The organism is Marinagarivorans cellulosilyticus (assembly GCF_021655555.1).
GTDB lineage: Bacteria > Pseudomonadota > Gammaproteobacteria > Pseudomonadales > Cellvibrionaceae > Marinagarivorans > Marinagarivorans cellulosilyticus.
Map to the genome: position 1 here is coordinate 2,709,185 of NZ_AP023086.1, position 25,188 is coordinate 2,734,372.

Annotated in this window: 16 protein-coding genes; 9 read left to right on the forward strand and 7 right to left on the reverse strand. The window is 46.5% G+C overall.

Annotation, left to right across the window (positions count from 1 at the left end):
• Positions 1-262: 262 nt before the first annotated feature.
• Complete coding sequence (locus MARGE09_RS10900; RefSeq protein ID WP_236981853.1) at positions 263-1,357, forward strand: glycerophosphodiester phosphodiesterase; 1,095 nt, start codon at positions 263-265, stop codon at positions 1,355-1,357.
• A 575-nt stretch (positions 1,358-1,932) separates the two neighbouring features.
• Here MARGE09_RS10900 and MARGE09_RS10905 read toward each other — a convergent pair.
• From MARGE09_RS10905 to MARGE09_RS10920, 4 genes are all read right to left on the reverse strand, one after another.
• Entirely contained in the window at positions 1,933-2,937 is a 1,005-nt protein-coding gene (locus MARGE09_RS10905; protein WP_236981855.1) for a hypothetical protein, read from the reverse strand.
• Between the two features lie 248 nt (positions 2,938-3,185).
• Complete coding sequence (locus tag MARGE09_RS10910) at positions 3,186-4,247, reverse strand: ABC transporter ATP-binding protein (RefSeq protein WP_236981858.1); 1,062 nt, start codon at positions 4,245-4,247, stop codon at positions 3,186-3,188.
• 52 nt (positions 4,248-4,299) lie between these two features.
• Positions 4,300-5,865, reverse strand: coding sequence for an ABC transporter permease (locus tag MARGE09_RS10915; protein WP_236981859.1), 1,566 nt, complete (start codon positions 5,863-5,865; stop codon positions 4,300-4,302).
• Positions 5,866-6,416: 551 nt separating this feature from the next.
• Positions 6,417-7,475 carry a Fe(3+) ABC transporter substrate-binding protein gene (locus MARGE09_RS10920; RefSeq protein ID WP_236981861.1) on the reverse strand — a complete coding sequence of 353 codons (1,059 nt, stop codon included), beginning with the start codon at positions 7,473-7,475 and terminating at the stop codon, positions 6,417-6,419.
• Between the two features lie 246 nt (positions 7,476-7,721).
• Here MARGE09_RS10920 and MARGE09_RS10925 point away from each other — a divergent pair, with 246 nt between their 5' ends.
• Entirely contained in the window at positions 7,722-7,865 is a 144-nt protein-coding gene (locus MARGE09_RS10925) for a hypothetical protein (RefSeq protein ID WP_236981862.1), read from the forward strand.
• A gap of 664 nt (positions 7,866-8,529) precedes the next feature.
• On the opposite strand, the gene MARGE09_RS10930 is transcribed toward MARGE09_RS10925, so the two are convergent.
• Positions 8,530-11,622 carry an efflux RND transporter permease subunit gene (locus tag MARGE09_RS10930; RefSeq protein ID WP_236981863.1) on the reverse strand — a complete coding sequence of 1,031 codons (3,093 nt, stop codon included), beginning with the start codon at positions 11,620-11,622 and terminating at the stop codon, positions 8,530-8,532.
• Entirely contained in the window at positions 11,619-12,695 is a 1,077-nt protein-coding gene (locus MARGE09_RS10935; RefSeq protein ID WP_236981864.1) for an efflux RND transporter periplasmic adaptor subunit, read from the reverse strand. Before MARGE09_RS10935 ends, MARGE09_RS10930 begins: the two co-directional genes overlap by 4 nt.
• Before the next feature lie 868 nt (positions 12,696-13,563).
• Between MARGE09_RS10935 and MARGE09_RS10940 the strand changes: the two genes are divergently transcribed.
• From MARGE09_RS10940 to MARGE09_RS10950, 3 genes are all read left to right on the forward strand, one after another.
• Entirely contained in the window at positions 13,564-15,159 is a 1,596-nt protein-coding gene (locus tag MARGE09_RS10940; protein ID WP_236981865.1) for an ABC-F family ATPase, read from the forward strand.
• A 507-nt stretch (positions 15,160-15,666) separates the two neighbouring features.
• Entirely contained in the window at positions 15,667-16,689 is a 1,023-nt protein-coding gene (locus tag MARGE09_RS10945) for a hypothetical protein (protein WP_236981866.1), read from the forward strand.
• Between the two features lie 125 nt (positions 16,690-16,814).
• A complete protein-coding gene (locus tag MARGE09_RS10950) occupies positions 16,815-17,399 on the forward strand; it encodes a hypothetical protein (RefSeq protein ID WP_236981867.1) in 585 nt (194 codons plus the stop codon).
• 270 nt (positions 17,400-17,669) lie between these two features.
• On the opposite strand, the gene MARGE09_RS10955 is transcribed toward MARGE09_RS10950, so the two are convergent.
• A complete protein-coding gene (locus MARGE09_RS10955; RefSeq protein ID WP_236981869.1) occupies positions 17,670-19,052 on the reverse strand; it encodes a hypothetical protein in 1,383 nt (460 codons plus the stop codon).
• 569 nt (positions 19,053-19,621) lie between these two features.
• Here MARGE09_RS10955 and MARGE09_RS10960 point away from each other — a divergent pair.
• The 4 genes from MARGE09_RS10960 (at position 19,622) to MARGE09_RS10975 (ending at position 25,050) form a co-directional block, all read left to right on the forward strand.
• Positions 19,622-20,398 (forward strand): NINE protein, encoded by a 777-nt coding sequence (locus MARGE09_RS10960; RefSeq protein ID WP_255711635.1) that lies wholly within the window; start codon positions 19,622-19,624, stop codon positions 20,396-20,398.
• A 352-nt stretch (positions 20,399-20,750) separates the two neighbouring features.
• Positions 20,751-21,407 carry a cytochrome-c peroxidase gene (locus tag MARGE09_RS10965; RefSeq protein ID WP_236981871.1) on the forward strand — a complete coding sequence of 219 codons (657 nt, stop codon included), beginning with the start codon at positions 20,751-20,753 and terminating at the stop codon, positions 21,405-21,407.
• Between the two features lie 980 nt (positions 21,408-22,387).
• A complete protein-coding gene (locus MARGE09_RS10970; RefSeq protein ID WP_236981872.1) occupies positions 22,388-24,097 on the forward strand; it encodes a glycoside hydrolase family 5 protein in 1,710 nt (569 codons plus the stop codon).
• A 164-nt stretch (positions 24,098-24,261) separates the two neighbouring features.
• Positions 24,262-25,050 carry a polysaccharide deacetylase family protein gene (locus MARGE09_RS10975; protein WP_236981873.1) on the forward strand — a complete coding sequence of 263 codons (789 nt, stop codon included), beginning with the start codon at positions 24,262-24,264 and terminating at the stop codon, positions 25,048-25,050.
• The last annotated feature ends 138 nt before the right edge of the window (positions 25,051-25,188 follow it).

The window sequence follows — 25,188 nt, forward strand, 5'->3', positions numbered from 1 at the left end:
GGGGATGCTTTGGCTAGCGCTAGCGGCGGGGGAGTAGGGGCGACTTCATTATATTTGAGCTAGCCATACAGAAAAATCGCGACTATCGGCGTAAATGACATCAAGGCTTGGTACTTGGCACTAGAAGTGTTGTAGCTACTGCGTTGGTTCGTGCAATATACGGTTGTTTGATTATTTGGGGAGCGTTGTTACGGCGTGTGCCAAAGTCGTTGGCGAGGTTCAAATATTGAATGTATTTTTTTCTAAAATTAAAGGGGATGTAATGAAAGGGCTTATTAAAATTGTTTATGCTGCAGTATTTTTTGTATCGGTATCCAATGCTTTTGCAGGTAGTAAAGCAGGAGGAAAGAGCCATTCACCCGCTACGATTGAGCATTTTTTTGCTGATCTACAGGGGACGTTTGCGATTGGTCACCGTGGGTTTGGTATCAATTTAGGTGAAAATCCAGATAAACCTATCGAAAATACGATAGCGTCGGTCGTGGCTGCCTTTGAAAGTGGCGTGAGTATTGTAGAGGTGGATGTCGCTATCACGGCAGACGGCAAAGCGGTTGTTATGCACGATGATTACCTAGAAGATCTAACCTGTGTTAACGCACTAAGCTATGAAACGTTACACGAACTTAAGCCTGAGGTGCCCACGCTAAAAGCGTTACTTAAAACAGCCAAGCGTTATGCGCGTAATTATAGCGCTTCAGGTTATTATGCGAAACGGCATCTAAAAAAACAGCAGGAAAAATTACAGCGTAATGAATTCCTTCAAGGCTTAGTGATTATTGAAATTAAAACGCCATCGCCGCTATGTGATGCTACTGATAGCACTGCGAATACGTTGGCAGAGTCGGTGATTAAAGCTGTGCGGCGATCTCGTATGGAACAGCAGGTAATTATCGAAAGCTTTTCGCCTGCGGTGCTAAATGAAATTGCCAATTTGGCGCCCGAGCTTCCCCGGAATTTAACTATGACAGCGCTACAATTTTTGAGCGAAGCGCAAATAGAAGCTGCAACAGGGCTGCCAGTAACTTTAATCGATAAAGATGCTGGCTATGGTTTGCAGTGGGCAGAAATAGGCAGCTTTTTCCGCTTGCCCGGCTACGAATCCATCGAGCAATACTTTATTACTGCGCATCTAGCCGGCGTAACAGTCATAGCCCTCGATTGGGTTTTTCTTGCGCAAGCGGAGCAACTTCAGCCCGGCGCCGCAGCAGCGATAGTCGGACAAGCAAAGCAGTTGGGGCTTATTGTACACGCTTACGTTGCAGATACCGCGCAGCAGTGGCAAATGCTTGAGGAATGGGGCGCTGACGGTATTTTTGTTAGCGACGTGCCGCTAGGTGCTGGGCTACAGTCGCGTTAGGGTATTTAATACATAGAATTATTTAATGACAGTGTCGATCAATACGGTAATGAAAAAAACAGCCGTCATTAAAAGCAAAATCAACCCAAGAATTTTATCTCTTGGGTTGATTGCAAATTTTTTGGCGGTATTTACGTCTAATATTTCTCGAAGACGGAATGCCTTACTGAAAAGGTGGTATGAGAGCGGTACCTATCTAACTTCCGGTTTTACTGGAGCTTAGATAGGTTACACGTAGCGAGACCCATAAAGGCCTATCGCTAAAAAAACAATAGTTGATGTCATAAAACAATAACTCAATACAATATCTTTTATCTTTATGTCGAGTTTTTTAATGCTATGAGCATCAATAATTATCTTGGGAGCTACTATTTTTGCCCACTTTAACGGCAACAATATTGATAAGGCAATGTCGAAAAAAGAGTAGCCAACAGAGTCTTCTGTGCTCAGATAGTACTCGCCGTTTGCGCGTACTTCTCTGTTAATTCTTTTTACTGTAAGCAAGCGAAACAGTATTGTGCTAGCGCCAAAGTAAAGTAGAGCTATGACAAATGCGATTAGGTACCAATTAGGCATTAATGTAGAGCCTCTAGTAGATTTTTATCATAGATATTCCTTGCTGCTTTTTGCGCCGCCTTGTCTACTTCATTCGCAGCGATATACCCTACAGTAAGAGCTGCTCCAATGATAATTACCCAGCCTATAGGGGTGACGCTTAAGCCTATTGCGACTGCTCCAGCTGCTAATGCAGAGGCTGTTAATCGTCCTGCAGCTAAACCGGCGGATCCTCCAGCACCGAACCCCGTTGTCTGAACAGCCAACTCCCTCTGCCAGTTTTCGTTGTTTTGGTAGCTGTCGTGTACTTTGTTTGCGCGAAGCCCAGCATCAAGCGCAATCAAGCCATTACCCGCAAAGTTTATCCCCTTGGTCAGCTTAACCAATTGTATTGCTTGCTGGCCGTTCTGAATATTCAGTTGGCGGTATTTTCGGCGGCTGGCGACGTTAATACCGCGTTGGGCGCTGGATAAAGCAGAGCCTCGGTTTTTGCCCCATTCGGCGGGTGTGACGATTTTTTTGAGTTCGGTTTGATAGGTTTGTTGTAAATGTTTATAGGAGCGTTGAACAGCAGCTTTAAGTAATGCCTTTTTGGCGTTGGCTGGGCGGCCGTTAATTTTTGATTTGCTGTGCTCGCTTAAAGCAAGAAGTGAGCGTTGGTAGTCGACAATGGCTTTTTGAAAGCCCGTTAGCCTTGCGTGGCTAGCGGTAGCTCCAGCGCCTACTAAGCTTCCCGTTTGCTGCAGGTCTATTGTCGAGAGGGCTTTATCGTAAAGCTCGGCTATGGCGAGCAAGCGCTGGTCGAGTACATCCATTGTACACATCAGCTTGTCGCGCTCGGCGATATTTAGTCCAGTAAGTGTGCGCTGGATGCTATGATTTTGAGGGCTTTGCTCCAAGCAGTAGGGTGTATTTGCCGTTAGCATTGTGCATTGCTGAGCCAAAATGGGCTTTAATTCGCGGCCGTACTCGTCGGTCAGTGAGTCTGGTTTTGTGTTTTGAGTGGGGAATATAAATGTTGACATGGTTAATATCCTTATTGGTTGTACTGGGTATTGCTACGCCGAGATTTAAAGCATCGCGTCATTGCGGTGCCCTGGCTATTTTAACGGTATTTTAACCTGGAAACCGCAGTTGAGAGTCAAAAAGGTGCGTAGACTTTGATGGTTCACTCCTAAAAAATGACTCTAGACATTATCCTAATCTTGGATATCCACATGCTGGTCTGTGTCTCAGTTACCAGATGTTATGAATAATTATCTTAATGTATTTTTTACTGTTCAAATATAACCAAGTGATCCAAATCGAGTTTTATCCCTATATCTTCACCTATGGCATGGTTGTGGTGTGATGATGCAAAGCAGTACAGCTCTTGTTGTGATTCTAATTTAACCCGATACAAAAAATGAGAGCCTCGAAACCGTTTGCTTATAATTGTTGCGAGGATATCGCTGTCGTCGTCGTGTAGCAAATCGTCAGGTCGAACCAAAATTTCAACGGCTTGATTAACAGCAAAGTTATGGGGTTTGTTTATGCTTAGTATTCCTAATGAAGATTGCACTCGGTTGTTATCGAGTACGATACCACTTAAGAAATCGCCCTCACCGACAAAGTCCGCAACAAATCGGGTGGCCGGTTCGTGATAAATGGTATGGGGAACATCGTATTGCTGGATCTGGCCGCCGTACATTACAGCGACTTTATCGGCTATTGCAAAGGCTTCCATTTGATCGTGAGTAACGAGTAGCGCACTGATTCTTTCTTTGAGTAATATTTCTCTAACTTCTGGGACCAGCGCTTCCCGTAAAGCTGCATCTAAGCCGGAAAAGGGTTCGTCTAAGAGTAAAAGCTTAGGTTTTGGAGCAATGGCTCGGGCTAAAGCGATACGCTGCTGTTGGCCGCCAGATAGAGAATGTGGGTAGCGTTTTTTCATGTCCTCCAAGCCTACGAGGGCCAGTAGCTTGTCTACGCGGTGTTCTATTTTTGCCTTTGGCCAGTTGTGTAAGCCAAAGGCTATATTTTCTTCAATGGTTAGGTGTGGAAATAGAGCGAGGTCTTGAAAAACCATGCCTATTTGACGCTGCTCTGGCGCTAATGTGAATGAAGCGGTGGAGTAAGTATTACCGTCCATTACGATATCGCCTGACATTAAGGGCTCGAAGCCTGCCAAAGCACGTAATAAGGTTGATTTCCCACAGCCACTAGGGCCAAGTAAGGAGCCAATTTGACCGTTATTCAGTGTTAAAGATGCGTCTTTTACAATGGCAATACCATCATGGCCAACAGTAATATTGTTGATCGCGAACTGGGTTAATTCAGCGGGTGTATTATTCATTTTTATTCATTAATTGTTGGCTATAGGGTGGCTTTTTTAGTGCTTTATAACGCTAAGGTTTAGTACTCAGTTTAATTGAGCGGCTTAATAGTATGACAGGAATTAGCCCAACCAAAACAATGAGTAAAGAAGAGGGCGCTGCATCAATTAAGCGTTCATCCGATGCTAGCTCGTAGGCTTTAACGGCTAAGGTATCGAAGTTAAAGGGTCTAAGCATTAACGTTGCGGGTAACTCCTTGAGAGTATCCACAAACACAATTAAAAATGCCGTGAGTATTGAGCCTTTTAACAGTGGTAAATGAATTTTCTGGAGGACCGCTAAGGGGCGATAACCCAATAATCTGGCTGCTTGATCAATATTGGGTTTTATTTGTTGCATTCCGCTTTCGATGGCTCCGAGGGATACCGCTAAAAATCGCACCGTATAAGCAAATAATAGTGCAACAATAGTACTTGAAAGCAATAGCTGAATGTCCATATTAAAGCTGTATTTAATGAAATCGATCAGCTGATTATCAAACCAGGCGAGAGGGGTGATTACGCCGATAGCGATAATGGTGCCTGGCAGGGCATAGCCTAAACCGGCTAAGGACACCGATACTTTAACTGCTCGGCTTCTTTGATGGACTCTTTTTGCGTAGGCTAATAGTAAGGCTAGCACCACGGCAATGCAGCCGGCCATAGCCGCAAGATAGAGTGAGTTCCAAGCTAGGCTTATAAAGTTGTAGTCGATTTTAGACTCTAAAATAGCCCAAAATAAAAGCTGTAGGAAGGGAATAATAAAGCCAAATATCACTGGTACTGCACATACCAAGACGGCCAAAAGGGCTTTTGCTCCCGATAACCGGTTGGCTTTGGCGGGTTTACCGAGCGCATGGTGATATCGAGATTGCTTTCTGGAATGCCGCTCTAAGAATATGAGTAAGGCAATAAAGCCTAATAAAAATGAAGCAAGCTGTGCAGCAGCGGCGGTATCCCCAAAACCATAAAAAACTCTAAAAATACCTGTGGTAAACGTACTAACTCCAAAGTATTGTACTGTTCCGTAGTCCGCTAAAGTTTCCATTAAGGCTAAGGTCAAGCCTGTAACAATGGCGGGCCTTGCCATGGGAATATTGACTAAAAAAAAGGCTCGCTTCGCGCTACAGCCTAATGTTCTACTGACTTCGGTAATGCTCGGCGACTGCTCAATAAAGGCCGCGCGTGCCAGTAGGTAGACATACGGGTATAGGACTAGAGTAAACATGACTATTGCGCCGCCAAGCGAGCGAATATTAAAAAACCAGTACTCGCCATATTTCCAGCCCGTTAGATCTCTGATTAGTGTTTGTACGGGCCCGGCAAAATCAAGCATGCCGGTATAGGTGTAGCCGATAATATATGCAGGTATTGCCAAAGGCAGTAGTAAAGCCCACACAAATATTGTTTTCCCGGGGAAGTCATAACGACTTGTTAGCCATGCGCTGGGTACACCCACAATGGTAACGCCGCAACCAACCCCCAGCATCAGTAAAAGAGAGTTGACAATATAGTCAGCCAAGACAGTACTATAGAGGTGCGTAAGGACATTCAAAGAGCCGGTGAACACTTCGAATACAACGGCTCCAATTGGAAGCATAATGAGCAAGGCAATACACAGCGCGCTTAACGTAAGAGGCCGGGGTAGGCTCGCGGGTATGAGTGTGAATTTTGGTGCTTTAGCTGCGGAGTTGTTGTTTGTTTGGGGAGTAAGCGGCATCTGTTTTGGATCACTGAAAGAAAGCGAATAAAAGCACTTTAAGCAGCGCCTTTAAATTGTCAAAATCATAACTTAAGGGCGCGTCTAAAAATACACTTTTCCGCGATAGCATTGTTACTGTTCTGAGCCTCTTAATAGCTGCTCCTCGATAACGGCTCTTCGACATTGTTCTCCTCGATAACTGCTCCTGCGTTATTCTAATCAATCAAATCCATGTGACGGTGTAATGTCTAATAAGGGATTCCAGTCCCGATCGTTATTCTAATCAGCCACCTCTCTGTGGCGGTGCAATGTCTAATAAGGTGCTTCCTGCAACGATGCCCGAAGTGCCGCTTAAATTCATTGCGACGTTCGGGCGGTAGTTTCTTGCCCGCGCAAAAAAATTGACGAGTTTGAGGGGGGGCTTAATACGGTGCCCTGAAATAGATAGCTTATTTCCAGCCTGCGCGATCCATAAGTTCAACAGCTTTACGGTTATTCTCGCCAAGCTTTGTTAATGCTAGGTCGTCGCGTTTAAAGGAACCCCAGCTGGCAAGTACAGGGTCGATGGTGCCTGCCTCTATTATTGGGTATTCATTATTTTTCTCGCCATACCACGCTTGGGCAGACTCAGAAACCAAAAACTCCATGAGTTTGATGGCGTTTTCTTCATTTTTTGCTGATTGAGTCATACCTATGCCGCTCACATTCACATGAGTGCCTCTGTCTTCTTGGTTTGGCCAAAAAATCGCCAGCTTGCTGGCTATGTTTTTACTTTCGGTGTCATCACTTTTTAATAGGCGGCCAAAATAATAAGTGTTAGCGATGGCAATATCGCATACACCGGCTGCGGCCGCTTTAAGCTGGTCAGTATCACCGCCTGCAGGCGGCCTAGCAAAATTAGCGACCAACCCTTTTGCCCACGTGAGTGTTGCGTTTTCACCCTTCGACTCGATCATGGAACCAACGAGAGATTGGTTGTAAATATTACTGGACGAGCGGATACAAATGCGACCTTTCCACTGGCTGTCGGTTAAGGACTCATAGCTCGAAAGCTCGCTAGGGTCGACCTTGCCCTTGACATAAAAAATAGGTCTGGCTCGAAGGGATAATCCAAACCATTGGTTCTCGCTATCGCGAAGGTTTATGGGTACTAGGCTATTCAGTTTTTGGCTATCCACTGGCTGCAAGAGGCCTACGCTTTTTGCTCGATGCAGGCGCCCAGCATCGACGGTAATGAGTACATCGGCTGGACTTCCTTTACCTTCCACCTGTAAGCGCTTAATGAGAGCGTCATCTTTCCCTGTCACCAAATTAACCTTTACGCCTGTTTCTTGGGAGAATTCATCCAGCAGCGGTAAAATGAGCTCTGCTTTGCGAGCGGAGTACACATTAATCTCCTCGGCACCTTTTTGCGAGGCAGGGGAATTACTGGTGGCTTTAAAGCCTAGAGTGATTAATACGGCGGCCGCAATACAGGCGGTCAATACAATTAGGTGTGAGTTCTTCATGTGCGTGTCCTAAGGTCAAGCTGAGCGGGGCAGCGCGATACTGCCTTTAAGCGGGGCATTATACGTTAATAATTATCATTTATGCTTGCAGGGGCCGCGCATAATGTATACCCCGTGTGGTTCGACATTGACGAGTAATCACCGAAATTTAGAGCTAAATATCTTTTACGGGTTGTGAGGGGCCTCTGGGTACGAGGCATGGGGCATTGCCCGTGACTTCGAGTTAACTGAAGTAAAAGTTGGGCAGTGTATTCTTCCTGTCGAGCCAAAGGCTTGCAGCTTGCAACCAATTGGCAGTTGGCGGTACGTTTAGTCGATATTGTGGTTCTAGCGGCGTGTATTGTTTTTGTGTTGGGTTATAGGCGCTCGCGGGTAAAAGGTTTACCCTAAAAACCGCAGTTGAACCATCAAAGTCTACGCATCCCCTTGGTGCACCTGACGCGTGATAAAAATGATTCATCACCAATAAGGTGACTACACATTTTTACTACACGCCATGCACACCAACGGAATACGCATCTTTTTGACTCTCAACCGCGGTTTCTAGGGTACGCTCGATTGATTAGCTCGCAGTATCTGTACATGTGCCTTAAGGCTGGCCTGTGCTGTTTCTCCGTAGGAGCTATGCTAATAACTTTTGTCACTGCATGCCTCGCTATTTTGAGTGAGAGCAATTATTTGTGTCTTTTACATAAACCAATTCTGCGATATGAAACCAGATATTACTTTTTCCGCTGCATAAAAAGTAATTCTGATTTTGGCTCCAGTGATTAATGTAAAGGTGGCCTAAAATCGGGAGGGTGAACGTGAGTGCTAAGCTAGCAGCGGCGCTTTGCGAAAACAGTTTGGTTACCTTCGGTGTTAACGGTTTTTTAACAACGCCTTGGTAAATGATAATTGCAAGGGGTGTACACAAGCCAATGCTCACACCAAGAAGGTAGAACGCTCCTTTATTACTTTGCGTAGGCCGGGGTACCCCTTAAGAATAAATGAAGTTTACCCCAGTAGGGGTTGACGCAAGCCTGCGCTGCCCGCATCGCTATAAAAAACTATCTTAAGGCGTTTTAGCCACTGGCTGCGCTGGTTTTATTTTATGTTTCTCGCGAATTTTATCGCCCATTATTAACATGCAGGGGGTAAGTAATAATGTTAATAAAGTAGCAATGGCTAAACCGCCGGCAATAGCACTGGAAAGTTGCGTCCACCACTGGGTGGAGGGGGCGCCAAAGCCAAGGCTGGGTTCTAATAAATTCACGTTAACCCCAAGGGCCATGGGCAATAGCCCTAAAATAGTAGTAACCGACGTTAGCATAACCGGGCGCAGGCGCAGGCAGCCGGTTTGAAAAGCGGCATCTAATGCGCTAACGCCAGAATCGCGAATTTGATTGTAGGTATCGATTAAAACAATATTGTTGTTTACCACAATGCCGGCCAAACCAATAATGCCCATGCCCACCATCACAATGCCAAAGGGTTGGCTATTCACTAATAGCCCTAGTAAAACCCCAGCCGTAGAAAACACAATGGCCGAAATAATTAACAGCGATTGATACCAGCTATTAAACTGCACCAATAAAATCATTAGCATCATAAAAATGGCAATTAAAAAGGCGGTGCCTAAAAATTGCCCAGCTTCTTGTTGATCTTCACTTTCGCCTGCGGGTGTGACTTTTACGCCTGGTGAAATATCAATGCCGGAATCCAACAACGCTTTTAAACGCTCGCCTACTTGCGCACCCGGTGCTAAGCCCGATTTAACAGTGATCGCGCGGCTGCCATCGATGCGGTTAAGCACGCTGGTTTTATTGCTAGGTACCACAACCACAAAATTGGAAAGCGGTACTTGGCCACGGGATGTTTTAACGGTGAGGCGTTTCATTTGATCGAGCGAGCGCCAAACCTTAGGGAAGCGCACGCGAATGTCGACTTCGTCGCTGGCGTATTCTGGCCGGTAGCGCGCTAGCATTAAACCATTAGTCACCATTTGCACGGCGTTGCCTACGGTTAATACATCGGCGCCAAAACGCGCGGCGGCGGCGCGGTCTACCTCTACCCGCCATTCTACGCCCGGTAAGCTGCGGTTATCTTCAATATCCACAAAGCCGCCTAGCTCCTCCATTTTGGCGGTAATGGCGTTAACAGCGGAATCCATTTTAGTGCGGTCTATGCCGCTAATGTGTAGCTCGATAGGTTTGCCGCCACTGGGGCCTTCTTCTTGTTGGCGAAATTCCAACTTAATACCGGCAATATCAGCAGTGAGTTTACGCATTTGGTCCAAAATTTTGCTGGCGGGGCGGCGTTGATCCCAATCGATAAATTGAAACTGCAGCGTGCCGATAACATCCGGTGGCATTTCGCCAGATGCGCCCACCATCGAGCGGGCATAGAGCGCTTTTACCTCTGACAAACCCTGCAAACGGTCTTCGACGTTGCGCAAAATAGTATCGCGCTCGTAAATGGATAAATCACCGCGCGCGCGCACCCATACTTGGGCGGATTCTGGCTCGGCCGCAGGGAAGAATTCGACCCCGTGGTTAAACATCCCGTAGGCGGTGTAAATAACGACCATGCCTGCAATCATGCCCATTAAAGTGGTGCGCGGTTTTTTTAGGCAAGCCATTAATACGCGGGCGTAAAGCTTGCTAGCTTTGCCATTGGCGACTTGGTGTTTTTGGGTGCTTTTACGCTGGGATATGGCGCCTAAGGTGGGCAAAAAAACCAATGCCATCGCCAGCGAACAAATTAAACATAAAATCACCGTGGCCGGAAGGTACTTCATAAACTGGCCAATAACGCCGGGCCAAAATAATAGCGGCGCAAATACGGCAATGGTGGTGGCGGTAGAGGCAATAATGGGCCATGCCATACGGCTAGCGGCATTGGCCCAAGCTTGCCTTGGGGATTCACCATCGGCTAAATTGCGATCGGCCAGTTCGCTAACCACAATGGCGCCGTCCACCAACATACCGGCAACTAAAATCAGTGAAAACAACACCACCATATTCATGGTGAAGCCAATTAGCCAAATAAATAAAATCCCCGTTAAAAATGCCCCAGGAATGGTAATGCCCACCAATAATGCCGAGCGCACACCCATGCTGGCAATAATTAAAATAAGCACCAATACCACGGCCGTTAACACGTTATTGAGTAAGTCCGACAACATGGTGCGTACTTGATCGGATTGATCCATGATATAGGTGACTTTAATGTCCGCAGGGAAAAACTCGGTAGCGCGGGCGACTAGCGCTTGGGTTTTTTCGATGGTTTCAATAATGTTGGCGCCGGTGCGCTTTTTAACCTCTAACACAACGGCGGGCTCGCCATTAATACGGGCAAAACCGTGCGGGTCTTTAAAGCTGCGGTTCACCGTTGCCACGTCGGCAAAAGTCACTACTGTGTCGCCATCGACTTTGATGGGCATATTCAGAATATCATCTAAGTCCTCGACCACGCCGGGCACCTTAATGGACATTCTACCGGCGCCTGTATCTAAGCTGCCGGCGGCTACAAGGCGGTTGTTATTGGACACTATGTTGTACAGCTGTAAGTAATCGATGCCATAGGTTTCGAGTACCTGTGGGTCGACAATAATTTCGAGCAAATCTTCGCGGTCGCCGCCGATGTCTACCTCTAATACCTCGGGGATGGCTTCGATGTTATCGCGCAGCTCGCGGGCAATGGCCACCAATTCGCGCTGCGATACGGGGCCAGATAAGCCAATGGATAATACGGGGAATAACGACACGTTAATTTCGTGAACCACAGGCTCGTCGGCTTCGCCGGGCAATTTACTGCGCGCCATATCGACCTTTTCGCGTACATCGGCAATTGCGGTATCTGAATCAAAACCGGCGTCAAACTCCAGCATCACCGAGGCGTAACCCTCGCTGGCGGTGGAGGTCATTTCTTTTAAGCCCTCGAGCGAGCGCAACTCGTGCTCCATGGGCCGAATCAGCAAGCGCTCGCCATCCTCGGGGCTTACGCCATCGAGTGTCATGGAGACATACATCATAGGAATCGCAACGTCGGGGTTGGATTCTTTTGGGATGGCCATATAAGCGCCAATGCCGCTTAAAAACAAAAATATTAATAAAGTTACCGTGGCCCGGCTGCGGCTAATGGCGGCTTCTATCAGCGCTCTCATTGCTTAGCCTCCACGGGCTCCACTGTTTGCCCAGGCTGTACAAAACCGGCGCCTAAAGTAATTAGCCGGAACGAATCCGGCAGGCCTTGTAGGCTTGCGCCGTTGTTGTCTAGGTCTAACACTTTTACCGGATAAAAACGCACGGTGTTGTCATCAGTTACACCGCTTACGCCCAATTGGCCTTCGTCGTTTAGGCTTAACAGCGCAGGGGATAAGCGATGTACGCGGGCTTTGGGTAAGTGAATACGCAAGGTGGCGCTGGCGCCAGCAACGCGGCTGCGGCTTGGGTTATTCGCGCTAACTTCAATGGTGTAAGCGCGGGTGCTTGCGTTAGCGGCGTAACTAATAAAGCTAATTTGGCCTGCCATTAAACGGCCATCCAGTAAACGCAGCTCGACATCTTGGCCGTTTTTTAAATGTTGAACTTGTTGCTGGGGAATATGGGCAACAACTTTGAGTTTATCGATATCCACCACATCCATTAGCGGGTCACCAATTTTTACGTAAGTGCCGGCATCCACATAACGGCGATTAATCACGCCGTTAATGGGCGCCTTGGGTTGGCCATAATCTAACGCTAGCTGCGCCGCAACTAAATTGGCTTTGGCGAGTTCTTGCGCGCTGAGTAAACGGCTAAGTTCGGTTTCTGCAACTAAGCGCGATGACTTTAAGGTTTTGGCACTGGCCAGTTCCTTTTTGGCCAAATTTAATTCTGCTTTTGATTGCACTAAGCGCTGGCTTCGGCCCTCGTCAGATAATGTTAAAAGCGCTTGGCCCTGTTTAACGCTTTGCCCTTGATCAGCCAGTAACTTATCAATTTGGCCGGCCACTTGCGCCGATACGGTCACAGCTTGCCAAGGTTCAATTTGCCCTTGGGTGATAATTTCATTTTGCCATTCAATAGCATTAGAGGTTTTAACCTCGACCTTTGGCAGGCCTTGCGCCGCACTTTGCTGCTCGGCGGGCGGCTCGTCTTGGGCGCTTTTTTTATCGCCAATTAACAACCAAATGGCAAACAGTAGCGCTAGTACAATGGCTAATTTTACGGGGCTAAATACTTTTGAAAGTGACATGGTAAGAATGGTTTCCCTTTTAAAAAATTAAACAAGCGTTACAGCTGCAGGTTTGTGCTGGCTAATTTTACTGAGTGACTATGACAAGAATCAGTGCTTAATGACGGTAATGCAAACGTAAAAGGCCTTGGTAAAACAGCAATGCAATAAAAGGCCATTTGTAGCTAATGCAGTACAAGTAACCGCTAATTTGGCCTTTGGGCGACTAAAAGTTCCCCTGGGTTGCCTAAAACTTACCGCCAAAGCGGGCTAGTGGATCTTGCTGCTTACCATCAAATTGCTGGCGGGGGATTATTGATTGCACCATAGTAAAATAGCGTTTGGGCGCGAATAATCCAAAATCATCGGTACCGCCGTCTATTTACAACGCGTATAGCATAATCAATCATTCGGTGCGTATACAGTGCATTGCGGGCTGTAGGCGCTATTTTCTTGTAAGCTTTGCTTGCGCGTTTTGAACTTGGCTGGCCGGTGCTTATGCGCCGTAAAGGGTTGCTGCTGGCGCGACAAGTGTTACAGCTTGCGTGATGCGGCGGTATGCGGCTTTCGATTATGCGGTGCAAAACTTGTTGAACTGTACTGGCGCAGTGTAAGGGGCTGCGCTATCAGCTTGTGCGATTGCTGGCGCGCGTCTCGACATTGGTGGGCTAAATCTCTATAGTGCGGCCCAATTACACGCACTTTTATAGCCCCTTTTTATTATCGCCTTGTTGTAGACGTTTTTTGCCGCTTTTGGATGTTCCCCGGGCCTGCTTTTCTGGCAAGCCTAACCCCTCCAGTGAGATGTGCCGGCACCGCTCGCCTTGGTTTAATCCCACCATTAAACCCCATTGCTAAGGTTTAATGCTTTATTTAGGAACCCACCACCTTGATTACTACCGCAAACATCACCATGCAATTTGGCGCCGAGCCGTTGTTCGAAAATATTTCTGCGCAATTTGGTCATGGCAATCGCTATGGTTTGATTGGCGCCAACGGTTGCGGCAAGTCAACGTTTATGAAGATCCTTAGTGGTGAACTGGCGGCGACTTCGGGCAACCTATCGTTTACGCCAGGGCATAAAGTGGGCACGCTCAGCCAGAATCAGTTCGCCTTCGAGGCCTATTCGGTGGTAGACACCGTGATTATGGGAGATGTCGAGCTTTGGAAGATCAAACAAGAGCGTGACCGCATTTATAGCTTGCCAGAAATGAGCGAAGAAGACGGCATGAAAGTAGCCGAGCTAGAAGTACTATTTGCCGAGATGGACGGCTACAGTGCCGAGAGCCGCGCCGGTGATATTTTGCTTGAAGCCGGTATTGATGAGGAATTGCACTTTGGTTTGATGTCGCAAGTGGCGCCTGGTTATAAGGTGCGGGTATTGTTGGCGCAGGCGCTGTTTGCAGACCCCGAAATTTTGCTGCTCGACGAGCCAACCAACAACCTCGACATCAATACCATTAATTGGTTGGCCGATGTGCTCAATCAGCGCAAGTCGACCATGATTATCATCTCCCACGATCGCCACTTTCTAAACAGTGTGTGTACGCACATGGCCGATATCGATTATGGCGAGCTGCGCATTTACCCCGGCAACTACGAAGCTTTTCAAGAGGCCTCGGCGCTAATCCGCGAGCAGTTGCTTTCGGGCAACGCGAAAAAAAGCGAAGAAATAGCCGAGCTACAAGACTTCGTTAACCGCTTTGGTGCCAATGCCTCTAAGGCAAAGCAAGCGGCTTCGCGGGCGAAAAAGCTGGATAAAATCAAGCTGGATGACGTTAAAGCCTCAAGCCGCATGACGCCATCCATCAGTATGAAACAACATAAAAAACTCCACCGCCAAGCTTTAATACTTGAAAATATAGGCCACGGGTTTGACGGCGAAACTTTGTTTAGTAAGGGGAATCTTATTTTAGAGGCTGGCGCCAAGCTGGCGGTTATTGGTGAAAATGGCGCGGGCAAATCGACCTTCCTCCGCTGCCTGATGAATCAGCTAGAGGTGAATGTCGGGACAATTAAATGGTCAGAAAATGCCCAAGTCGGCTACTGCCCACAAGACTCTACCGCCGACTTTGATTGCGACTTAACCATATTTGATTGGATGAGCCAGTGGCGCACACCTAAGCATGATGACTTAGCCGTGCGCGGTATATTAGGCCGCTTGCTATTCACCGCCGACGATGCAAACAAGCAAGCCCGCGTGTGTTCCGGTGGAGAGAAAAACCGGCTACTGTTTGGCAAACTGATGATGCAAGACACCAATGTATTAATTATGGATGAGCCGACAAACCACTTAGATCTAGAAGCCATTGATGCGCTGAATACCGCGCTAAAAGCGTACGACGGCACACTCATTTTTGTAAGCCACGACCGCCAGTTTGTTTCGTCATTGGCCACCCGCGTTATTGAAATTAAAAACCAACAAGTCGTCGACTTCCAGGGGACCTATAACGAGTATTTGGATAGTCAAAAATCGGTGGCGTAATTTAAGCTACGCCGCAGTAGTGGTAAATAAAAAAAGGCTTACTAAGTAATACTTAGTAAGCCTTTTTTGTTTTAAGGGCTGCTGAAATTCACCAGTGGGCTGTACCAAGTACTTTGGGCGCGTAAGGTTGCGATACGCCGCCGAGTATAGTTTTCTCTGACACGCTCAACTTCCATATAGCAATGCAATGTCTACCACCGGCTATCCTGCCGGCGCCGCAGGTTCTGTAGCGTAATCTGGAGTTTGAGGCCGCCCCGAACCGAACCTATGGGTTATTGGCTTGTCTTTGAAGCATTGATGTTTCTAGGGTGCATAACTACAATTTAGTTAGATTGTGTCGCCAAAGTACAATACAGGGCGCCTCTAAAAATAGTGATTTTTTCGTGAGAGCAAGAAAGCGCCGCCCGGAGAACCGCAGTTTACGTGGGGTAAATGAGGATTCGAGGACGGCGCTGACGCCGCTATCGCGGAAAAAGTGCATTTTTAGAGATGCCCTACAGAGGGTTTATGAGTAAAATAATTGTACTGGTACTTTTCCTTTCTTTAGCGGCTACTGATGCTTCGCTCCCCAAAATTGAAAAGATAATAAGTGTTCTCGGGTATCAAGCAGAGTTCCAAGAGAGGTTTGACTACTTGCTTCCTAGCTTGGTGGTTGATAGGCGAGCGGGTCGTGCCGAATTTTTCGCATTGCATCAACAGCGCAGGAATGGTGTTGTTAGTGCTTACAAACAACATCTCGATTGGGATGTTCGTTTTCTAGAAATTAAGAGTTTTTTGGAAAATGATTTCACACCAGAAGAAGTGGATGCCATATATAAATTCATTAGCTCGAAATATGGTGCTACTACCCTTAAAAAAATACAGCAAGCCAAAAAAACTACAAAGAAACTCGAGGACTTGAAAGCAGCCATTGAGGTATTGAAGGCTAAAAATATTGAGGCGTTGCTAAAAGATAAGGAGCGAGAGCTGTTTAAATTGACGGCTTCGCTGGATAATTATTTGGAGCCACAAGAGTCTGACCTTTTAACTGAATTTTTAAAGTCTAGCCATGGCGCCAGCGCTATTGAAAAGCTAAATAAGCTTGATGATCTGCTTAGAGACTCTATGTCATTCGGTTTAGAGCAATATAATAAAGACGTTGCCATATTAAATGCTGAGTATCAAGAAGGTTTAAATTCAATAGTTAATGCTTTAAGCCCTGAGGATTCGGCGCTATTAGTGACAAATAGCGCTAGGGAGGATTTGCGTTTTATGGTTGCACGAGATAACGGGGAAATGGTGGGTTACAGGGTAAAACCGAGACGAAGAGCGGAGGGTGTTGACAACTTACTTTTTCTGGAAGGTGACATTATTATATCAATAAACGGCATATCCATTAGTGAGCCCAGGCGGGTAAGAGAGCTCTATCAGTTGATAAAAGATGTAACGCTTTTACATTTTGTTGTGGTCCGGCAGGGTGAATTGATTGATATTATTATGGATGGCGCGGCCCATGACCCAGGATATGTTCCTCGCTCTTGCCTAGACTGACGTAAGCTTTTACGTCCAGTATGAGGTAAACCTAAGCAATATCGTTATATATTAAATCGATAAACATTTTCGAATTTACAGTATCAATTACAATTTGGCGTACCCAATTTTGGCAATACTCGATAATGAATAAAGCTACGGCGAGCTCTGAAGAGCAGGGCACCATTTACCAGCTTAGAATTCAAAGCGCAATTGTACTCTTGCTATCAGTTACGCTAATAATATTGTGGGTGCAGGTTAGTGATTTATTAGACAACCTAGATCGGCTAGCGCGAGAAAATGCTTATGTATCTGTTTCTGGCTGGGACTTGCCCACTATCGTAGTAATGCCTTGTTTTTTCGGTATTATCTATGGTCTTTTTTTACGCCTTTTTAACAAGGCCACTTCTGCTCGAATTTCTAAAACAATGAGTATTTGTTTATTCTTTGCAGGTTCTGCTGTGGTCGCTAGGCTTGTGTACGGGTTTATGTTGTCGAGTTTTATGGCAAACCATGGCTACAGCTTTTGTCAGTCATATACCTCACCTTCTATTTATGCAAGACAAGTGTACGTACGTGATGAAGGTTATTGCGTGCCACATACTGGAGTTATTCGGCGCGATATTCTTGCGTGGTTGGATCAACAGTATTTGCCAAATAAACCATTGAACCCTGCAGCTGTAAGGGAGCAAGTTGCCGTGATTTTGGCTGCTTCAGATGCTGAACGTTAAATTTAGTTAAAGCTTACTGTTAGTTGAATTGAAGGTGCTTTCAATCCCAAGCTGGATGAGCGTAATGTGGATTCTGCTATCTTCACCCCAATGTCATTAACTTAGCGGCAGCCGACAATTTTTCTGGACTCGCTCAAGCCAATCCATGGGCGCTCCGCACGCGCTCCCGGAGCGTGAGGGTCCTGAAAAATCACCGCCTACCGCTTAACTAGCCTTAAGTTAATGGCATTGATCTTCACCCTGCAGACTCCCTATTTACGGAGGGGGCTTTCACTCGACTAACTTTTCATATTGCCCGCTCAAACGATTGCAGGGGGCTATTTTTAGGCGCTTGCGTGCCTTGCTTACCGCTGACGGATGCAAACCCAGTTGATAGCCAATTTCAGCATCGGTGTATTTTCCCAGCAACTCAATATCCTGAGGTTGCCAGTCAAATGGCCCGCTCCTACGAAAGCTGGCAATGCCGAGTTCGTGCCGCTTAAGCCTGACAAGAGTAGTATTTAAGCCAAGTAATTTGGCAATGTGAGGATCTGTATTGGTGCCAATCAATGCTAGTTCTTCATCTAACCAGTGCTTAGCGCCTTGATGCGCAGTAATGTTGAGTTCGGCCAGTTTTTGTCGTACAACAGATAGGTCCACTTTAAATGATTGGGAAAAATATGGTGGTGCCATCAAGGGCAATTGCTTAAGCATTATGGGTGTCCAGTCAAAACTGCCCGCAGCCTCGGACAACGGGGTGCCAAGTTGACGGCGCTTCGAAGAGATAAGACCTTTAGGGATATTGAACTCAATCGCAAGGTCGCGATCACTGGATTTACCCATCTTTTTGAGTAATGTTTTATTCCAGTCATACTTGCGGCCCGTTTTTGGGGGGTTAAAAGGTGGAATGCCATGGTATTGACGTACTAGTCTGATTTTAGCGCGTGTAAGGTTGTGCTTTTGGCTAATGCCTTGGTCAGTCATTTTACCCAACCTTTTTATAACGGCATTGGAAAGTTGAGGTAGCGGCGTTAATTCGCCTGTGACTGCATTGGGAATGTCCATGAGTATTCGCTTAGAGCGAGCGGCTACATAGCTAATACCAAAATACTCTGCATATTCTAAATCACTCACCTCTCCAAGGCGGTCAAGCATTTCTTGTGACCATTCGATAGGCGAGCGCTCGCTAAAGGGGTCGATGCCCATCGAATTCCGATAGTGGGTTACGGTGGACGGGCTCAAACCAACATTATCTGCGATAACTGTGTCAAAGTCGGTACCCAATAAGGCGATTTCTTCGGGTTGCCAAATGTGCTTAATATGGCGTTTATCGCCAGTAGGCAGGTCTTGCTGCCGGTAAGGTGAAATTCCTAGGCTGTTGCGTTTGTCCGTGACCAACCCAGGCCTTACGCCCCATTCCCTTGCTAATTGGGTATCAAAAGTTGAGCCCAGCTTTTTAATTTTAGTTGCCGTCCATTGAATGCTACCGGTCTGAAATGTCTCGCTTATACCTTTAATACCCAGCTTTTTACGGAGTCTTTTCAGTACCGAAGGCTTGATATTAAAGGCCCGTGCCAGCGAAAAATCACCCATCGAACCCAGCTGATCTTCAAGCGCTTGGCGTTGCTCGGGCTTGAGTTGTTCCAGCTTTTGATATTGATTTTTTATTGTCATTAGCGTTTTGGAATTATCATGTAGTTTAGAGGTTAGTCTTTTTTTAGAGTATAGCTGCATGGGCTATGTTTAGCTGTGCGTTAAGGGTTTAGTTCGGGGAGGGGGAATCAAGGCTCTTCAAGGGCGCGCTTTGTTTTTGATTTCAACCCGTAGCAAAACGGCTGGCAGTTCAAGCATATTACGCGCAGGCTTAGATATGCAGGTGGTTGTAAACGTTTTGTGAGGTGGGGGGGATGTGGGTGTCCCCGAATATGCCCTCTACGAACCGACCGCCTCATGAACCATTAAGCCTTTCAGTTGTGGGGAGCGGATTACTGTAATGTAAGCTGATTCTGAGCGTTAACTTCAGTTAAGGCTTACTAGTCCCACGCTGAACGATAGTGATGTGGATGTCCTCGAATGCGATTGTTTGGGGAGCGGATTACTGTAATGTAAGCTGATTCTGAGCGTTAACTTCAGTTAAGGCTTACTAGTCCCACGCTGAACGATAGTGATGTGGATGTCCTCGAATGCGATTGTTATTATAGCTTCCGTAATTATGTGTTTTAGGGATTAACGAGAGAATATTTATGGCAAGTAATAACAGCAATATAAGTTCGACTTCCACCACAGAAATCCCATGCATATCCTGCTCAACCATACTTGATGCGAGCTCCAGTCGTTGTTATAAGTGCGGTGCAAACCTGCGCAAAAGGCCATACAAAAGTCGTGCAGGTGCGGCTGTGCTCGCCATATTGTTGGGTGGTGTGGGTGTTCATCGGTTCTACTTAGGGCAATGGTGGGGGATTTTCTATGTGCTATTATCATGGACTTTAATTCCAGCAATCATCGCCTTTGTCGAAGCTTGGATATTTTTGTCCACTGTTCAGCGCAATTGGGATTTCAAGCATAATGAAAACAAACCTAGAGGCCATGGGGATGAAGGTATTACTTGGCTAGTTATAGCTGCGGTTCTCGGTCTTGCGGTGATAATCGTGCTAACGATTGCTTTTAAAAAAGAAGTAGTTCCCGCTCTTCAGCAGCACGCAACGCGAGCGGCTGTAAGTACTGCAATTGGCGAATCTCGAGTTGTTCAAGTTGCCGTTGAAACTTATTTCAAGGAGAGGGGGGCTTTTCCGAAAAGCTACCGTGATCTAGATATTGATATACCCCAAGTATTAGCTGATGGTACAGAAATTGGCATTGACGGCGAGGCTTCGGTAGTTATTATTTTTGCATGGCCGGAATCAATAAAAGGCGATGTTTTGCTACTCAAACCTAAGGTACACGGTGCAGATTTCAAATGGGAGTGCGTTGAGTACAGCGTGCCAAAGCAATTTTGGCCCGATTCCTGTCTAGCCCTTTAAATCTGTTTCGAGAAGAACAGTATTGCAGGACAGAACAATAATGCAGCAGTAGTGCTGGACAGGCACTCAGCCACTGGGAAGATTCCGTTGAACCGCTACCAGTACAACCTACGAATAGCTAGGGCAGGCACTCGCTTTAGCAATCGGGGTGCGACAGGGTAAAGCCAGCTGAAACTCGCCGTAAACCCATCTCGACATCATGCTCCTGCGATGGCTACCACCGCTATCCTGCCGGCGCAGTAGGCTCCTCAGCGCAATCTGGAGTTCATGCTCCTGCAACTCTATCATTGGCTATCCCTGCCAAAGCATCCGCTGAGGGTTTCCGCTAGCTTCATCTTGTCGCTTCTAGCGTTTGGGTGTCCTCAAAAGCATTGCAGCCTTTGAGCAAACGCCTGAGTTTGCGCCTTTTGATTCGAAATATGACCGCTATTTACGCGGTGAATATTTTTACGACCCGCTATCAAAAGCGGCAGAAGGAAAGGGGTTGTTTTTCTCGCAACAGTTTACTAATTGCGCCACATGTCACCAATTAAAACCTAATAGCCATCGGCAAGAATTATTTACCAGTTACGAATATCACAATATTGGTGTTCCGGTTAATCAGGCGGTTAGGGCCATAAATAGCAAAGGTGGTGATTTTGTCGATCAGGGTTTGATGGATAACCCGCAGGTAACCGATGCGTCGGCGCGCGGTAAATTTAAAGTGCCGACTTTGCGGAATATTGCGGTTACTGCGCCTTATATGCATAACGGGGTTTTTAAGCGCTTAAGCACGGTTATCCAATTTTATGATCACTATTTAACAAATAGCGAATTTACTATAAACCCAGAAACTGGTGATACGTGGGCCGCCCCAGAAGTGCCAGAAAATATTAGCCTTACAGAGCTTGAAGATGGTAAAAAACTCACGCCAGAAAAAGTAGAAGCTATGGTGTGCTTTTTATACTCATTAACCGATGCCCGCTATGAGCATTTAATCCCAACCGATGGCCCTGACTGCGGTGAATGAAATGTAGAGGTAGTGCGCTTGTTGTAGGGTTTTTTCTGTGATAGCGCCGTCACTGTTTTTACTTCTCTAACGCGGTATGCCGCGCGTCGTACATAATAAGCTCCGTTCTCTAGCCCTCGCAAATTGAAGGGTCAACTTGCACAGCTTGCTGCCTAGAAGGGGAGGCGCAAGGATGCGCTGAGTGCATTACCCTGCGTAAGCTGGGGTTCTCTATTTTGGCTTCCTTTGCATTGTGTTTCTCCTGTGATGTCTAATGAGGGGCATCCTTCATCGATGGGTCGCTCTACCTTCTGAATCCATTCTGCTGTCTAGCACTGTATTTCTTCGTTCTCACCAAAAATCACTATTTTTAGAGATTACCTTGCTTGGTAACTTACAAGCGAGCTCTTCTATTGTTGGGTGGTTTTTACATTATGTAGCATCTTGATGTGTTGTTCGTAAAAATTTGGAAAGTACTTCCACTGAATACTTGTTTGGCGGCACCTAGTGTATATGAGCACGAAACAAAAATTACCTACTGTAGGTAATTATAATTAATAGCTATAAGGGTTTTGTTTTTAACTTTTTTTGGGAGTCTATTTTCACGCTGCTATTTTTTATCGGTTATTTTTTTGCCATTTGGCAATAGTGGTTGTTAATTTAGCTCAATCAAATTTTTTCTACTTAGTGTGATTTTTGTCACAGATACGGCTGCGCCTTTTGCTGATATTTAAAAATGTACTTTAATTACCTTGTTATTATTCTATTCAACAATATCACGCTTAGACTTTTCTTGAAGTGTTAGTGGTATCACATTTTAGAGGGATAAATCTCTTTACTTACCGTGGCTTGCGGCTTGATTATTGTGGTGTTTAATCGGCGTATGAATTAACAGGCTTTTAGGGTCTTTAATCCACATAAACAACAGATGGTACCTCATAAAATAGCTGCGTTTTCTTGTAGCTTTTAATCGATAATAATCGCCACGTTTGGAGAGTTTAATGATTCATAATTTAAATAGGCTTAGCGGTAAAACAATCGCTAAGCATACATTCTTAGCCGCATCTATTGCCGCGCTAACCGCTTGTGTTGGTACCGGCGGTGAGAGTTCATCTAGTGAGGCTGTCGGCGTGGGCAATAGTTCTACTGCTCAAACCGCATCTTCTGTGCCTGTTGTGGCCTCATCCGCGCCTGCAGTTTCTTCGGTCGCTACAGTATCTTCTGCGGCTTCGGTGTCTTCGGCGCCAAATGCAAGCCTTACCCCAGCAGAACAGATTGCTGAATTTGTGGCTTCATATCAGCCACCGCAATCAGGCACTAATGGTATTTTCCGTGTTAAAAACGGTAAAGTAATTAAGAATGGTCAAGAGTTGCCGGTACGTTGTGGTAACTGGTTTGGTCTAGAAGGTCAGCATGAGGCCAGTGGTGAGGCGCCCATGGAGCTTTACATCGGCAATATGTGGTGGGATGACACCGGCCGCACGATGGAAAATGACATGACCGAAATTAAGGGCTTGGGCTTCAATACTATTCGCTTGCCTATTGCGCCGCAGACGTTAGTTAAAGGCCATCCAGATGGTCAAGGCTATCGCGACATTAATGCGCCAGCCGACCTTAAAGGGCAAAACCTTAAAAACATCTATTCTGCTTACCCCTATGCCGACGCTTATGATGCAATGATTGGCTTCTTGGAAACAGCAGAGTCAGAAAACGTAAACGTGATGATTGATATTCACTCGTGCTCAAACTATGTCGGTTGGCGTGCAGGCCGCTTGGATGCTCAGCCACCTTGGGTTGATGCGAACCGTGGCGACGATTACGAGTTTACTCGTGAGGGTTACAGTTGTGGCCCTGCTGGCGCTGGTATAACTGTTCACGCTTATAACGAAGCAAAATGGTTAGCTGATATTGAGACTATCGCTAAGCTTGCTATGGATCACCCCAATGTTATAGGTATCGATATCTTCAACGAGCCGTGGGATTACACTTGGGATCAGTGGGCAACTTTAGCGGAAAAAGCTTATAAGGTGATTGAGCAGCATAACCCTAACCTTTTGATCTTTGTGCAGGGTATTTCTGGCGGTAACCGTGTAAACGATGAAGAGCCGCATGGCGAAATGGCCACTAACCCGAACTGGGGTGAGAACTTCTACGGTTTCATGAATCGCCCACTGGATATTCCGCAAGACCGTTTGGTGATTTCACCGCATACCTATGGCCCTGCTGTGTATCAGCAAGCGCACTTCATGAATCTTGATAAAGACCCAACCTGCGAGGGCTTGCACGGTGAAGAGGCTGCCAATCATGGGTCGGGTTGCGATATGATTATGGAGTACGACCGACTTAAGCCGGGTTGGGAAGAGCATTTCGGCTTCTTGCGCGATTTGGGTTACGCCACTGTTATTGGTGAGTGGGGCGGTAACCGCTACTGGCCTACGGGCGGTGGCGCACGTCAATCTGAAGCTGAAGCTTGGAGCCACCTTACTAATGGCCCCGGTGAAGCTAATATCGATTTCCAATGGCAGCGTCAATTTGCTAAGTATCTTAAAGAGGAGGATATCGAATCTTGCTACTGGGGCATTAACCCTGAGTCGAGTGATACTGGCGGTGTGTTTGAGCACGGTTATGCGCGAGACGGTAAGAGCTGGGGTCTTTGGGATGGCGTTGATAACGTGAAAATGAACATGCTGCGAGACGTTTGGGGCATGTAATTAAGTAGGCGTTGAAAGGCTCAGTATGAGCCAGCCTAAATAAAATCCCGCCTTGGAAACAGGGCGGGATTTTTTTGTTTTAAAGAAATGTATGTCTCAGTTGGCTGCTCGTGCTATTGGGCTCTACACTTACCTAAATATTTTAATATTAAGGGTGTTGGCGTATGAAAATTTTGATGGTTTTCCTGCTTTTGCTGAGTTCTACTGCGGCGATATCGGGAGATTGGAAGGGCAAAAAGGCGGCGGTGGTTTTAACCTACGACGATGCTTTAGGTGTGCACTTAGATAACGCTATGCAAACATTGGATAAGTACCGGTTTAAAGGCACCTTTTATGTCACGGTAAGTAGCGAGCCTTTTAAAGCGCGGATATCAGATTGGCGCGCAATGGCGAAGGCGGGGCACGAACTGGGTAATCACACGATGTTCCATCCATGCGATGGCAGCCAGCCGGGCCGCGATTGGGTGAGTAAAGCGACCGACCTTTCAACGTGGAGCGTGCAGCGCATGGTCGATAATATTGCAATGACCAATGTCTTGCTGACAGCTGTTGATGGTAAATCTAAGCGCACATTTGCTTATACGTGTGGTGATAAAAGCGCTGGTGGGGAGTCTTTTGTTGGGCAGGTGATGCAGAGCTTTCCTGGTGCACGTGGAGTACAAGGCGGTTATGAAAAAATTGAGACGATGGATTTAAGTGATATTCGCTCGTTTATGGTAATGGGCGATAGCGCCGAAAAACTAATAGGCCGCGTTGATGAAGCCATTAAGCAAGGCGCCTTGGTGGTCTTTCTTTTTCATGGCGTTGGTGGTGAGCATGGCCTTGATGTATCGAAAGAGGCGCATGATGCCCTGATTGCTTATTTGGATAAGAAGAAAAGTGATCTGTGGGTAGCCCCTATGATTGATGTTGTGGATTACGTTAAAGTGCGGCGTAAACTGGCTAAGCCATAAGCTGCGTTAGCGCCCAAGTATGGCTGGCAACTTAGCGGCTTTTTCTTGGCTTGTTAGGTTGCAACTTTAAGGCGCTGGTTTAATGTGCGCTTTGAGTGATTAAAGGCTGCTCTTATTCGAGAGCGGCCTTTTTTGTGT